Origin of the sequence: Streptomyces sp. ADI95-16 (assembly GCF_003721495.1) — a bacterium.
GTDB classification, from domain to species: Bacteria; Actinomycetota; Actinomycetes; order Streptomycetales; family Streptomycetaceae; genus Streptomyces; species Streptomyces goshikiensis.
On record NZ_CP033583.1, the window covers coordinates 124773 to 138701 of the forward strand.

Consider the following 13929-nt stretch of genomic DNA (forward strand, 5'->3'; position numbering starts at 1 on the left):
ATGTCCGAGCAGAAGACCCCGCCACGCCACAATCCGAAGGTCACCACCGCACTGCGCCGGTTCGCGATCTCGATTTCCGTGCTCAACGTCTTCGGCTACACGGTGCTCGGCTTCGAACAGCCCTGGACCTGGCCGTTCATCGCGCTGGCCACCTCGTACACGCTCGAAATCGTGCTGGAGGTGCTCGGCGCCCGCTCCGAGAAGCGCGAGCCGCGTTTCCGCGGCGGCGGCTTCAAGGGCCTGGTGGAGTTCCTCTTCCCGGCCCACATCACCGCCCTCGCGGTGAACATGCTGACCTACGTCAACGACCGCGTCTGGGTCATGGTCTTCGGCGTCATCGTCGCCGTCGGCACCAAGTGGGTGCTGCGCGCCCCGGTCAAGGGCCGTATGCGGCACTTCATGAACCCGTCGAACTTCGGCATCGCGGTCATCCTGGTGCTCTTCCCGTGGGCCTCGATCGCGCCCCCGTACCACTTCACCGAGTACCTCGACGGCGGCTTCGACTGGCTGGTCCCGGCGATCATCATCTCGCTCGGCACGCTGCTCAACGCGAAGCTCACCGAGCGCATGTGGCTCATCCTGGCCTGGGTCGGCGGCTACGCCCTCCAGGCGATCGTCCGCGGTCTGATCTTCGACACCTCCATCCCCGCGGCCCTCGCGATGATGACCGGCGTGGCGTTCGTGCTCTTCACGAACTACATGATCACCGACCCGGGTACGACGCCCTCCTCCAAGTGGGGCCAGATCGCCTTCGGCGGCGGCGTCGCCACCATGTACGGCGTCCTGACCGCCCTGCACGTCGTGTACGGCATCTTCTTCGCCACCGCCCTCGTCTGCGCCATCCGCGGCGCCTTCCTGTGGACCGCCGACGTGGTCACCAAGCGCCGCGCCGCCGAGGCCGCAGCCATGGCCGCCCTGGAGCAGTCCGTCGCCGGCGCCGAGAGCTGCCCGAACGGCTGCCCCGCCGGCGCCTGCGCCTGCCCCGCCGACACCCTCGTCGCCCAGGTCTGCCCGAACGGCTGCCCGGCCGGCGCCTGCGGCTGCGCCGCGGATTCCGCCTGCTCCTGCCCGGCCGGCGCCTGCGCCTGCCCCGCCGGCGGCGAGGCCGTCACGCAGAAGATCGCGGTCGCCGTATGACCAGAATCGCCATCGTCGGGATGGCCTGCCGCTATCCCGACGCCACCAGCCCCGGTGAGCTGTGGGAGAACGCCGTCGCGGGACGCCGTGCCTTCCGCCGCCTGCCCAGCGTCCGGATGAACCTGGACGACTACTGGGACGCCGATCCCACCGTCCCGGACACCTTCTACGCCCGCAACGCCGCGGTGCTGGAGGGCTACGAGTTCGACCGCATCGCCCACAAGATCTCCGGCGGCACCTACCGCTCCACCGACCTCACGCACTGGCTCGCCCTGGACACCGCCGGGCGCGCGCTCGCCGACGCCGGATTCCCGGGCGGCGAGGGCCTGCCCCGCGAACGCACCGGCGTGGTCGTCGGCAACACCCTCACCGGCGAGTTCTCCCGCGCCAACGTGATGCGGCTGCGCTGGCCGTACGTACGGCGCGTGATGGCCGAGGCCCTCGGCGACCAGCCGGACTGGGACGAGGACCGCGTCGACGAGTTCCTCGACGACGTGGAGGCCGCCTACAAGCAGCCGTTCCCGGACATCAACGAGGACACCCTCGCCGGCGGCCTCGCCAACACGATCGCCGGCCGGATCTGCAACCAGTTCGACCTGGGCGGCGGCGGCTACACCGTCGACGGCGCGTGCTCCTCCTCACTGCTGTCGGTCACCACCGCCGGCACCTCGCTCGTCAACGGCGACATCGACGTCGCCGTCGCGGGCGGCGTGGACCTGTCCATCGACCCGTTCGAGATCATCGGATTCGCCAAGACGGGCGCCCTCGCCAAGGGCGAGATGAAGCTCTACGACCGCGGCTCCAACGGCTTCTGGCCCGGCGAGGGCTGCGGAATGATCGTCATGATGCGCGAGGAGGACGCCCTCGCGGGCAACCACCGCATCTACGCGACGATCGCGGGCTGGGGCGTCTCCTCCGACGGCCAGGGCGGCATCACCCGCCCCGAGGTCAGCGGCTATCAGCTGGCCCTCAAGCGCGCCTACGACCGCGCCGGGTTCGGCATCGACACGGTCGCCCTCTTCGAAGGCCACGGCACCGGAACGGCCGTCGGCGACGCCACCGAGCTCACCGCCCTCATGGGCGCGCGGGCCGCGGCCGACCCGGACGCCCCCGTCGCCGCCATCACCTCCATCAAGGGCATGATCGGCCACACCAAGGCCGCCGCCGGCGTGGCGGGCCTGATCAAGGCGGCCATGGCCGTCGACAACCAGACCCTGCCCCCGGCCATCGGCACCGTCGATCCGCACGAGCTGCTCACCGCCGCCGACGCCAACCTCAAGGCGCTGCGCAAGGCCGAGGCCTGGCCCCAGGGCACGCCCCGCCGCGCCGGCATCACCGCCATGGGCTTCGGCGGCATCAACACGCACGTCGTCCTCGACGAGCCCGCCACCCGGCGGCGCGCCCCGGGCCGCGGCCGGGGCGCGGCCCTCGCCCACTCGCTGCAGGACGCCGAACTGCTGCTGCTGGACGCCGAGTCGCCCCGCGAGCTGCGCGCCCGGATCACCGAGGTCGCCGACTTCGTCGAGCAGGTCTCGTACGGCCAGGTCTCGGACCTGGCCGCTACGCTCCAGCGCGAACTGCGCGGACTGCCCCACCGCGCCGCCGTCATCGTCTCCTCCCCGGAGGACGCCGAACGCCGGCTGCGCCACCTCGCCGGGCTCCTGGAGACCGGCGAGAGCGAGCACACCGCCGCCGACGGCCGAAGCCACCTCGGCAAGGCCACCGGCCCCGGCCGCATCGGCTTCCTCTTCCCGGGCCAGGGCTCGGGCCAGGGCACCGGCGGGGGCGCGCTGCGCCGCCGCTTCCCCGAGGCCGCCGAGGTCTTCGACCGGGCGGGGCTGCCGACGTCCGGCGACATGGTCGCCACCGACGTGGCGCAGCCGCGCATCGCCACCGGCTCGGCCGCGGGCCTGCGCGTCCTGGACTCCCTGCGGCTGGAGGCGTCCGTCGCGGTCGGCCACAGCCTCGGCGAGCTCTCCGCCCTGCACTGGGCCGGGGCGATCGACGAGGAGACGCTGCTGGAGGCCGCGCGGGTGCGCGGCCGGGCCATGGCCGAGCACGGCGACTGCGGCACGATGGCCTCGCTCGCCGCCGCGCCGGAGCGGGCCGAGCAGCTCATCGAGGGCCTGCCCGTCGTCATCGCCGGCTACAACGGTCCCGAACAGACGGTCGTCGCCGGCCCCGTCGACGCGATCGAGGAGGTCCAGCGCCGGGCCGGGCGCGCCGAGCTGGGCTGCACCCGCCTCGCCGTCTCGCACGCCTTCCACTCGCCGCTCGTCGCACCCGCCGCCGCCTCGTTCGGCGCCTGGCTCGACGGCTCGGCGTTCGCCCCCGTCTCCGGCCGGGTCCTCTCCACCGTCACCGGGGCCGAACTCGCCCTCGACACCGACGTGCCCGAGCTGCTGCGGCGGCAGATCACCGACCCCGTCCGCTTCACCCAGGCGGTCCGGGCGGCCGCCGCCGACGTCGACCTGTTCGTCGAGGTGGGTCCGGGCCGCGTGCTCAGCGGCCTGGCCCGGGCGGCGACCGGGATCCCGGCCGTCGCGCTGAACACCGACGACGAATCGCTGCGGGCCGTCCTCCAGGTGGCCGGCGCCGCGTTCGTCGCGGGCGCGCCGCTCGCCCTCGAACGGCTCTTCCAGGACCGGCTGATCCGGCCGCTGGAGGTCGGACAGCGCTTCTCCTTCCTGGCCAGCCCCTGCGAGGAGGTGCCGCAGGACGACGCGCCGGCGGCCCGGCCGCTCCCCGCGGCCGCCGCCCCCGCGCGGCCCGCGCGGGTCCGCACCAAGAAGAAGGCCAAGGCGCAGGCGGCGCCCGAGGCGGCGGCCCAGGCCCCCGCCGGTCAGGCCGCCGGCGCCGAGGACGCGGCGGCCGAGGGCGCCGCGGCGCTCGACGTCCTGGTCGCCCTGGTCGCCGAGCGCGCCGAGCTCCCCGCAGAGCTGGTGGAGCCCGGGACCCGGCTCCTGGACGACCTGCACATGAGCTCGATCACCGTCGGACAGATCGTCAACCAGGCGGCGTCCCGCCTCGGGATCGCCGCCGCCCAGGTGCCGACCAACTTCGCCACCGCCACCCTGGGCGAACTGGCCGAGGCCCTCGACACGCTGGTCAGCACCGGCGGCGCGGCGCCCGACGAGGCCACCGCCCCGGTGGTCACGGGCTCCGCGGCCTGGTCCCGGCCCTTCTCCGTGGACCTCGACGAGGTGGCCCGGCCCCGCGCCGGCGCCGAGGAGAGCGACGGCGACTGGGACCTGTTCGCCCCGGCGGGCTCCGCGTTCGGCGCGGAGCTCAAGGCGGCGCTCGCCCACGCCAAGGTGGGCTCCGGCGTCCTGGCCGTCCTGCCCAAGGGCTCCGCCCAGGAGCAGACCGACCACGTCCTCGAAGCGGCCCGCAAGGCCCTCGCGGGCGGCTCCGGACAGCGGTTCGTCCTGGTCCAGGACGGCCGCGGCGCGGCCGGGCTGGCCAAGACCCTGTACCAGGAGGCGCCGCACCTGCGCACCACCATCGTCCACACCCCGGTGACGGACGACGCGGTACGACGGGTCGTGGCCGAGGTCGCGGCGACCACGCGGTTCGCCGAGGTCCACTACGACGAGGCCGGCGTGCGCCGCGTACCGACCCTGCGGGCGCTGCCCGTGGAGCCGCTGCGCTCCGACGCCCCGCTCGACGCCTCCGACGTCCTGCTCGTGACGGGCGGCGGCAAGGGCATCTCCGCGGAGTGCGCCCTCGCCGTGGCCCTGGAGACCGGAGCGAAGCTGGCCGTACTGGGCCGCTCCGACCCGCAGGCGGACCGGGAACTCGCCGAGAACCTCGCCCGGATGGCCGACAGCGGCGTCACCGTGCACTACGCGCGCGCCGACGTCACCGTCCCGGAGCAGGTCGGCGCGGCCGTCGCCGAGCTGGAGCGGGAACTGGGCAAGATCACCGGTCTGCTGCACGGCGCCGGGCGCAACGAGCCCCGGCCGCTGACCCAGCTCGAACCGGCGGACTTCCGCAAGACGTTCGCCCCCAAGGTCGACGGCCTGCGCCACGTCCTCGACGCGGTGGGCGCCGGCGAGCTGAAGCTGCTGGTCACCTTCGGCAGCATCATCGGACGGGCCGGCCTGCGCGGCGAGGGCCACTACGCCACCGCCAACGAGTGGCTGGCCGACCTCACCGAGGACGTCGCCCGTACCCACCCGCAGGTCCGCGCCCGGTGCATGGAATGGTCGGTGTGGTCCGGCGTCGGCATGGGCGAGAAGCTCTCCGTCGTCGAGTCCCTCGCCCGCGAGGGCATCACCCCGGTCTCCCCGGACCAGGGCGTGGAGATCCTGCTGCGCCTGATCTCCGACCCGGACGCCCCCGTCGTCACCGTCATCAGCGGCCGTACGGAGGGCATCGACACGGTACGCCGCGACCTGCCCCCGCTGCCGCTGCTGCGGTTCACCGGCAACCCGCTGATCCGCTACCACGGCGTCGAACTGGTCACCGAGGTCGAGCTGAACGCCGGCACCGACCCCTACCTGGCCGACCACCTCCTCGACGGGAACCTGCTGATGCCGGCGGTGCTCGGCATGGAGGCGATGGTCCAGGTCGGCGCCGCCGCCACCGGCCGCAGCACCACTCCGGTCATCGAGGGCGCGCGCTTCCTGCGGCCCATCGTCGTCCCCCCGAACGGCAGCATGCGCATCCGCGTCGCCGCCACCGTCACCGGCGCCGACACCGTCGACGTCGCCATCCACGCCGAGGACACCGGCTTCGTCGCCGAGCACTTCCGGGCCCGCCTGGTCTACTCCGGGGTCCCGGTCCCGGACGGCCCGCCGCTCCAGGTCCCCGCGGACACCCCGGTGGTCCCGCTGGACCCGGCGAACGACCTGTACGGCGGCATCCTCTTCCAGGGCGCCCGCTTCCAGCGGCTGCGGCGCTTCCACCGCGCCGCCGCCCGGCACGTCGACGCCGACGTCGCCGTGGAGCGCGAGCCGGACGGCTGGTTCGCCGGCTTCCTGCCGGGCGGACTGCTCCTCGCCGACCCGGGCATGCGCGACTCCCTCATGCACGGCAACCAGGTGTGCGTCCCCGACGCGACCCTGCTGCCGTCGGGCGTCGAGCGGATCCACCCGCTGGGCACCGGAGACCACGTACCGGACCGGCTGCGGTACACCGCAGTCGAGCGCAGCCGCGACGGCGACACGTACGTGTACGACATCGCGGTCCGCACCGAGGACGGCACCGTCGTCGAGCGCTGGGAGGGCCTGACCCTGCACGCGGTGCGCAAGACGGACGGGTCCGGCCCCTGGGTCACCCCGCTGCTCGGCCCGTACCTGGAGCGCAGCCTGGAGGACGTGCTCGGCGCCCGCATCGCGGTCGCCGTCGAACCGCACGGCGACGCGCCGGCCGGTTCGATCTCGCAGCGCCGCGGCTTCACCGCGGACGCGGCGGCACGGGCGATGGGCAGCCCGGTGACGGTCCACCACCGTCCCGACGGCAGACCGGAGATCGGCGCGAGCCGGCACGTGTCGATGTCGGCGGCCCACGGGCTGGGCGTCACCGTCAGCGCCGTCTCCGACACCGAGGTGGCCTGCGACATCGAGGCGGTCAGCATGCGGCCGACCGCCGAATGGCACGGGCTGCTCGCCGAGCACGCGCCCGTCGCGCAGCTGGTCGCCAAGGAGACGGGCGAGGCGCCCGACACCGCGGCCACGCGGGTGTGGAGCGCCGTGGAATGCCTGAAGAAGGCCGGGATCATGGCGGGCGCGCCGCTGACGGTGCTGCCGCGCCGCAAGGACGCCTGGGTGGTCTTCGCCGCCGGCGACCTGCGGATCGCGACCTTCGTCACCGGGCTGCGCGACGCCCTGGAGCCCGCCGTCTTCGCCTTCCTCACGCATGCACCGGATCACATCGAAGGGCGGTCCTAGATCATGGCGGAAGACTATTTCGAGATGCGGCACCTGGTCGGTTTCGAGGAGACCAACCTGGTCGGCAACGTGTACTACGTGAACTACCTGCGCTGGCAGGGCCGGTGCCGCGAGCTGTTCCTGCAGCAGAAGGCGCCGGACGTGCTGGCCGAGGTGCAGGACGACCTCAAGCTGTTCACGCTGAAGGTGGACTGCGAGTTCTTCGCCGAGATCACCGCCTTCGACGAGCTGTCCATCCGGATGCGGCTGTCGGAGCTGGGCCAGACCCAGCTGGAGTTCACCTTCGACTACGTCAAGGTGACCGACGGGGCCGAGGTGCTGATCGCCCGCGGCCGGCAGCGGATCGCGTGCATGCGCGGCCCGAACACCAACACCGTGCCCTCCCTCATCCCCGAGGGACTGGCGCGCGCCCTGGAGCCGTACTCGGCCGCCGGCCGCGCCCTGTCGGGGCGGGCCGCATGAGCACCCTGACCGCCGCGCCGCCGCGGGACCTCGCCACCGGCGACCCCGCGCGGCTGCGTCGGGCCTTCGGGGCCTTCGCCACCGGGGTGACCGTGGTGACGGTGGGCGGAGCCTCCCCGCGGGGCATGACCGCCAACTCCTTCACCTCGGTCTCCCTGGACCCGGCCCTGATCCTGATCAGCGTCGGGAAGGAGGCGGTCATGCACCGCCGTCTCGCGGAGGCAACCACCTTCTCGGTCTCGGTGCTCGGAGCCAGCCAGGAGAGCGTGGCCCGGCACTTCGCCGACCGCTCGCGGCCCATGGGCGCGGGCCAGTTCGACGCCGTCGACTGGCTGCCCGGCCACGCCGCCGACGCCCCCCTGATCGCGGGGGCGGCGGCGCACTTCGAGTGCGCGAAATGGCGTACGTACGACGCGGGCGACCACACGCTCTACCTGGGGGAGCTGCTCGCCATGGACGACTTCCCGGACGGCGAGCCGCTGGTCTTCCACCGGGGTGCGTTCCGGGACCTCGTCCCCCCGCGGCGGGGGAGGGCGTGATGAGCGTCCACCCGCCCGGTCCGCCCTTCTGGCAGCTGCCCGGGCTGCTGCGCAAGCTGGCCGTCGACCGGCTCGCGATGATGCGCGATGCGGCGGACCTCTCCGACGCCGTACGCGTGTCGATGGGCCCGAAGAAGATGTACATCTTCAACCGCCCCGACTACGCCAAGCACGTCCTGGCCGACAACGCGGCCAACTACCACAAGGGCATCGGGCTCGTGGAGTCCCGCAAGGTGCTCGGCGACGGCCTCCTCACCAGCGAGGGCGACCTGTGGAAGGCCCAGCGCCGCAACGTCCAGCCCGCGTTCAAGCCGGGCCGGATCGCCGCGCAGGCGGGCGTCGTGGCCGAGGAGTCCGGACGCCTGCTCGACCTGCTGCGGCTACGGGCCGGCGGGGGAGCGGTCGACGTGCTCCACGAGGTCACCGGGCTCACCCTCGGGGTGCTCGGCCGGACCCTGATGGACACTTCCATGGACGGGCACGACGGGATCGCGCACGCCTTCGAGGCCGTGCAGGACCAGGCCATGTTCGACATGGTCACCCAGGGCCTGATGCCGACCTGGCTGCCCTTCGCGACCCAGCGCAACTTCCGCCGGGCCCGCACCGAGCTGACGGCCACCGTCGACGTGCTCGTCGCCGACCGCAGCGCCCGGATGTCCGACGGCGACGGCGCCGACGACGCCTTCTCCCGGATGATCCTCGCCGCCCGCAAGGAGAGCGACCCGGCCCTCGGCCGCAAGCGCCTTCAGGACGAACTCGTCACCCTGCTGCTCGCCGGGCACGAGACGACCGCGAGCACGCTGGGCTGGACCCTGCTGCTGCTCGCCCGCCACCCGCACGTACGGGACCTGGTGCGCGAGGAGGCCCGCGCCATGCTGGCCGGCGGGCGGCTGCCCGAGGTCGACGACCTGCACAAGCTTTCGTACACGATGCAGGTCGTCCAGGAGGCCATGCGGCTGTACCCGCCGGTGTGGATCCTGCCGCGGATCGCCCAGCGGGCCGACGAGGTCGGGGGGTTCTCCGTACCCGCCAAGGCGGACGTCCTGGTGTGCCCGTACACCCTGCACCGCCACCCGGACCTGTGGGAGGACCCGGAGCGCTTCGACCCGAGCCGCTTCGAGCCGTCACGGGTCGCCAAGCGGCCCCGGTACGCGTACATCCCCTTCGGCGCGGGACCGCGGTTCTGCATCGGCAGCAACCTCGGGATGATGGAGGCGGTGTTCGTGACCGCGCTGCTCACCCGGGACCTGGATCTGGACGTGGTGCCGGGTCACGAAGGGGTCGCCGAGCCGATGATGTCCCTGCGGATGCGTGGGGGGCTCCCGATGACGGTCCGCTCGGCGGACTGAGAACGCGTAGGCGCACGCAGAAGAGGCCGGCCGCGGCATCCGCCGCGGCCGGCCTCTTCTGCGTGCGCCCCGAGGTCAGCTCGCGACGGCCTGCAGGGCGGTGGTGCGCAGATCCAGCAGAGCCATCAGAACGGGCGGGTCGAGGGCGTCCAGGGGGCGCAAGGTGATCTCGGCGGGCATCAGCAGGGTGTCGGCGTGCGCGGTGACCGGACCGTAGCGGCCGACGGAGACGGTGACTTCGTCACCGGTGCCCGACGGCTGGTTCTCAAGGCCGTAGGGGACGGAGTGCACCAGGACGTGCCAGGTGCCCGCCGGTACGTCGCGCAGCTCGAAGGCTCCGGGCCCCTCCAGCACCGAGCAGCGCACCGGCTGGCCCTGGGGCACGGGAGTCGGGAAGAGCCCCACGAAGCAGTAGCCGGGGGCGCGCTCCTCCGGCAGTTGGATGCGACCGCGCAGTGTGTTGCGGGGGGTGGGGGAGGCGGGGACGGGCAGCGGGCCGGGCCCGACCTCAGGGACGAAGCCATCCAATTGCCGGTACATGCTGGGCGATGCGCCGACACAGGACTTGAAACGCGAGCTGAATGTGCCGACGCTGCTGTAGCCGACCTGGCTGCTGATGTCCGCGACGCTGAATTCGGTTTCGATGAGGAGGCGCTTCGCCTCCTGGAGCCTTAGCGCGGAGAGGAATCGTCCGGGAGACGTACCGGTCACATCGCGGAATACCCGGGTGAAATGGAATTTACTGAACATGGCGGTCCTGGCCATGTCGTCGATTGTCAACTCCTGACCGAGATTCGCGTGCATGTCATTGATCACCCGGAGGACCGCGGCCTCGATGGCAGTGATGGTCACCGTGTCTCCCCTGTTGTATGAATCATGCTCAAATCCGAGAAGTGGAAGGAGCGCATCGGGCGGAGGCCGGTGCTCCGCCCGAAATTCGTCGCCGGGACAGTTCTTCGGCGAACCTTTTCCAGCTGTTGGAACACTGGATGGCCAGTTCCGCGACCGCGTCCGTGCAATGGGGCGGCACGGCATCGGCCTGCTGCCGCCAGGCGTCGTCGACCACGAAGTGCGTGTGGAGCCAGCGCAGGAACTGCCGGCCGGATTCGGAGTGGCGCAGGGACGGATCGGTGGCGAGCCGGCGCAGCGTCTCCAGCGAGGTGCGGCTGCGGCCGGACATGAGCTGGGCGGGAACGGCCGGTACCGGGCCGGGGAGCGGACCGGCCGTCGAGGCGGCGGGCGTCCGGCTGTCCGCGGCGGGCTGTTCCGGGGTCGTGGCGGGATCGGCGCGCCGGCCGCTCCGGCGGCCCGGCGGGACCGGCGCCTCGCCGCTCATGACACGGCGGCGGACGTCGTGGGCCGTCCCCAGGGAGAGGCCGGTCTCCTTGGCGATGGTGCGCAACGGCAGTTCGGGGCGGCTGGCGATGAGTTCCGCGGCGCGCAGCCGCTCGGAGGTGCGGTCCAGTGGATGGGCGCGGCCGTCACTGCCCACGCGGATGTTCGACTGTGGAGAATCCGCGGTTGAACTCCGGCGGATGGCCGAGACCGTCTTGGCGTCGAGGCCGGTGTGGGCCGCGATGGCCCGGTCCGAGCGGTCGGGGTAGGCGCCGAGGATGCGGGTGACGGCGGCCTTGCGGTCGGCGAGGGTCAGCGGCAGCCCGTTGGCGACGTTGACGGAAACCGAGCGCAGGAACACTTCGTCCGTCGTGCCGTCGAAGTAGAGGGCCTCGATCGATTCCAGGCCGAGCAGGCGTGCGGCGGCCACCCGGTGCATCCCGTCGATGACGCGGAGAGTGGAGCGGTGCACCAGGACGGGCGGAAGAGACGGGAAAATCTCCGCGAGCCGCGCGACGTGTTCATCGTCGGTGCCGTTCAGCCGGGGAGAATCCGCCGATTTCAGTGTGTCGATGCGGAGCGTGAACGTGCGATACGCCGGGGTCGTTTCGGTCATCTCCAACTCCCCCTCAAGATTTCCGGCCCGCCGGTTGCGCCGTGCTGCCCGTGGAAGCCCCGCGCGGCTGCGGAAAACCCCAGGGAGGGAACACGTCCGTGGGAAGCCTACTGAACGACCTCTTTTTTTCTGCGTGCTCTTTCGGTGATGCGGCAACTCTGGCTAGTTCACTGAAAGGACTCACTCCGCCCGATGAACGGAGGTGATTGGTTGCTTGAAAAGACTGTGCAGTTCTACGTTGTTCTCACGACAGCAGGAACACCCAAATCAGGGCAGCGGAGGACGAATTGCTGGGAGTGCGGGAAAGAGAGGAACGAAGGGTCGATGTCGGAGGCGACGAGACCCTCACGCTGGAGGCCTACGCGGACACGATCGTTCCGGGTGAGAAGCGTTGGCCCGCCGACCGGGCCGTGGCCGGAGTCGCCACCGGCGGCGGAGCGGTCGCCGCCGGCGCCCTGGAGCTGCTGCGCTGGGACGCCACCGGCATCCACGACGGCCTGGAGGACCTGGCGAACCTGGTCAACGGCCACGCCGGGACCTACGCGGCGGACGCGGGCCTGACCCTCGACGGGGCGGTGCCGCCCTTCGTGGCCCTCGCCTACGAGGACCGGGTGGCGCTGATCCAGGAGCTGACCACCCCGGGCCACCCGGAGAAGGACTTCTGGGTCCTGCTCTCCCTCTTCTGCAACATGGCCTTCGACTCGGCGGCGCACCTGCACACCGCGCAGGCCATCGAGGACGGCCACCCGGGCCTCGAAGCCATGGGCATCACCAAGCCCGACGCCGACGGCCTCTGGCGGTTCCAGGACTTCGGCTACGGCCGACAGCTCGCCGACCTCCACCCCGCCACCACCCTCTCCGGGAGCCCAGCATGAGCAGCACCATCGAGAAGACGGACGTCCTGGTCATCGGGAGCGGCTTCGGTGGCGCCATCGCCGCCTACCACCTCGCCGCCGGCGGCGCGAAGGTCACCGTGCTGGAGCGCGGGCCCTGGCTGGAGAGCAAGGACTTCGAGCACGACTACAAGCTCGGCTCCTCCTACACGCGGGCCTTCGACTTCGTGGTCGGCGACGGGATGAGCGTCCTGGGCGGCAACTGCGTCGGCGGCGGCAGCGTCGTCTACTTCGCGGCCATGCCGCGGGCCCCCAAGTTCGTCTTCGACCGCAAGGGCAGCATCGGCCGCCGGATGTGGCCGAAGGCCGTCAGCCGCGAGACCCTCGACCCCTGGTACGACCGGATCGAGGAGTCCCTCTCCGTCAGCAAGCAGGAGTGGAGCGACGTCTCCTACGCCGGAGGCCTGTGGGCCGCCGCGTGCAACCACTCGGGACGCACCGCCAACCCGCTGGCCGTGGCGATCGACAACTCCAAGTGCACGAACTGCAACTTCATGATGGCGGGATGCCGCTTCGAGGCGAAGCAGTCGCTCACCGTCAACTACCTCCCGGCCGCGCTCGCCCACGGCGCCGAGATCCGCCCGCTGCACGAGGTGCAGTACCTGGAGCGGACCCCCGAGGGCGACTACCGGGTCCACTACAACATCGTGCACGACGAGGACTACCGCCTCCAGAACGGCTCCGGCGTGATCGAGGCCAAGATCGTCGTGATGGCGGCCGGCGCCGCCGCGACCCCCGTCATCCTCCAGCGCAGCGAGGCGCACCTCGGCACGATGCCGCACGCCGTCGGCCGCTACTTCTCCGGCAACGGCGAGCGCCTCAACACCGCGATCCTCAACGAGGACAAGGTCGCCGAGATCCTCGGCCTGAGCCGCGGCGACGGCCAGCTGCCCTACGGCGCCAACGCGATCGGCAAGGGCCCGACCGTCGCCAGCTGGGACAAGCTCGACGGCTCCCTGCCCGAGTACTCCCGCTACTCCCTTGAGCAGCTCTACTTCCCGCCGGGCCTGGGCACGATCCTCGCCCAGGTGCCCGACGCCTCGGGCCCGACCTGGTTCGGCAAGGAGAAGAAGGAGATCCTCAAGAACTGGAAGTCCTGGCTCACCATCTTCTCGATGACCGAGGACGACAACGAGGGCGTCTTCGGGCCGCCGCCGGCCACCGGGAACGCGATGCGCATCTCCCAGCAGATGCTCGGCCGCGGCAACCTCTCCTACAAGCCGACGGAGAACACCTGGCACGGCTGGAACCAGTCCGACGCCGAGGTGAAGGAGATCATGGAGAAGGACGGCCTCGCCAAGGTGATGCCGTGGACCAACGACCTCGTCGGCGCCTACACGGTGCACCCACTGGCCTCCGTACGGATGGGCGACGACCCCCGCACCTCGGCGCTGGACGACACCAACGAACTGCGCGGCCACTCCGGCATCTTCGTCACCGACGGCTCCGCCGTCCCCGGCGCGCTCACCGTCAACCCGGCGATGACCATCGCGGCGATCGCCGAGCGCGCGGTGCCGGCCATCGTCGCGGCGGCCCAGCGCAGGGGTGTCGCGGTGACCTACGGGGCCCCGTCCCCGACCGGTTACAAGAGCGGACGCAAGGCCGTCCTGCCGCTGCTGCACAAGCAGCCCGCCCTCGTGTGACCGCTTGAGCCGGCTCTTCGCCGACCAGTGAGTTGCTTCAGAAGACCCTATTTTTTCTATC

General features: G+C 71.9%; 9 protein-coding genes. 7 read left to right on the plus strand and 2 right to left on the minus strand.

Features of this window, described 5'->3' with window-relative positions:
• Genes EES41_RS40500 through EES41_RS40520 form a run of 5 tightly spaced genes read left to right on the plus strand, consistent with a single transcriptional unit; the run spans position 1 to position 9381 of the window.
• Positions 1-1137 carry an RnfABCDGE type electron transport complex subunit D gene (locus EES41_RS40500; protein WP_008742086.1) on the plus strand — a complete coding sequence of 379 codons (1137 nt, stop codon included), beginning with the start codon at positions 1-3 and terminating at the stop codon, positions 1135-1137.
• Complete coding sequence (locus tag EES41_RS40505; protein ID WP_123083512.1) at positions 1134-7031, plus strand: type I polyketide synthase; 5898 nt, start codon at positions 1134-1136, stop codon at positions 7029-7031. The genes EES41_RS40500 and EES41_RS40505 overlap by 4 nt, the downstream gene beginning before the upstream one ends.
• A 3-nt stretch (positions 7032-7034) precedes the next feature.
• Entirely contained in the window at positions 7035-7493 is a 459-nt protein-coding gene (locus tag EES41_RS40510; protein WP_008742083.1) for a thioesterase family protein, read from the plus strand.
• Positions 7490-8032 (plus strand): flavin reductase family protein, encoded by a 543-nt coding sequence (locus EES41_RS40515; protein ID WP_123083513.1) that lies wholly within the window; start codon positions 7490-7492, stop codon positions 8030-8032. Before EES41_RS40510 ends, EES41_RS40515 begins: the two co-directional genes overlap by 4 nt.
• Positions 8032-9381 (plus strand): cytochrome P450, encoded by a 1350-nt coding sequence (locus tag EES41_RS40520; protein ID WP_123083514.1) that lies wholly within the window; start codon positions 8032-8034, stop codon positions 9379-9381. The genes EES41_RS40515 and EES41_RS40520 overlap by 1 nt, the downstream gene beginning before the upstream one ends.
• A 75-nt stretch (positions 9382-9456) precedes the next feature.
• On the opposite strand, the gene EES41_RS40525 is transcribed toward EES41_RS40520, so the two are convergent.
• Together EES41_RS40525 and EES41_RS40530 are read right to left on the minus strand one after the other, a co-directional pair.
• Positions 9457-10233 (minus strand): helix-turn-helix domain-containing protein, encoded by a 777-nt coding sequence (locus EES41_RS40525; RefSeq protein WP_123083515.1) that lies wholly within the window; start codon positions 10231-10233, stop codon positions 9457-9459.
• A 28-nt stretch (positions 10234-10261) separates the two neighbouring features.
• Positions 10262-11332: a ParB/RepB/Spo0J family partition protein gene (locus tag EES41_RS40530; RefSeq protein ID WP_123083516.1), complete on the minus strand. Its 1071-nt coding sequence runs from the start codon at positions 11330-11332 to the stop codon at positions 10262-10264.
• 296 nt (positions 11333-11628) lie between these two features.
• Between EES41_RS40530 and EES41_RS40535 the strand changes: the two genes are divergently transcribed.
• Positions 11629-12207 carry a DUF5987 family protein gene (locus tag EES41_RS40535; protein ID WP_123083517.1) on the plus strand — a complete coding sequence of 193 codons (579 nt, stop codon included), beginning with the start codon at positions 11629-11631 and terminating at the stop codon, positions 12205-12207.
• The gene (locus EES41_RS40540) at positions 12204-13868 is read left to right on the plus strand and encodes an FAD-dependent oxidoreductase (RefSeq protein WP_123083518.1); all 1665 of its coding nucleotides are present in this window, start codon (positions 12204-12206) and stop codon (positions 13866-13868) included. Before EES41_RS40535 ends, EES41_RS40540 begins: the two co-directional genes overlap by 4 nt.
• Positions 13869-13929 lie beyond the last annotated feature (61 nt).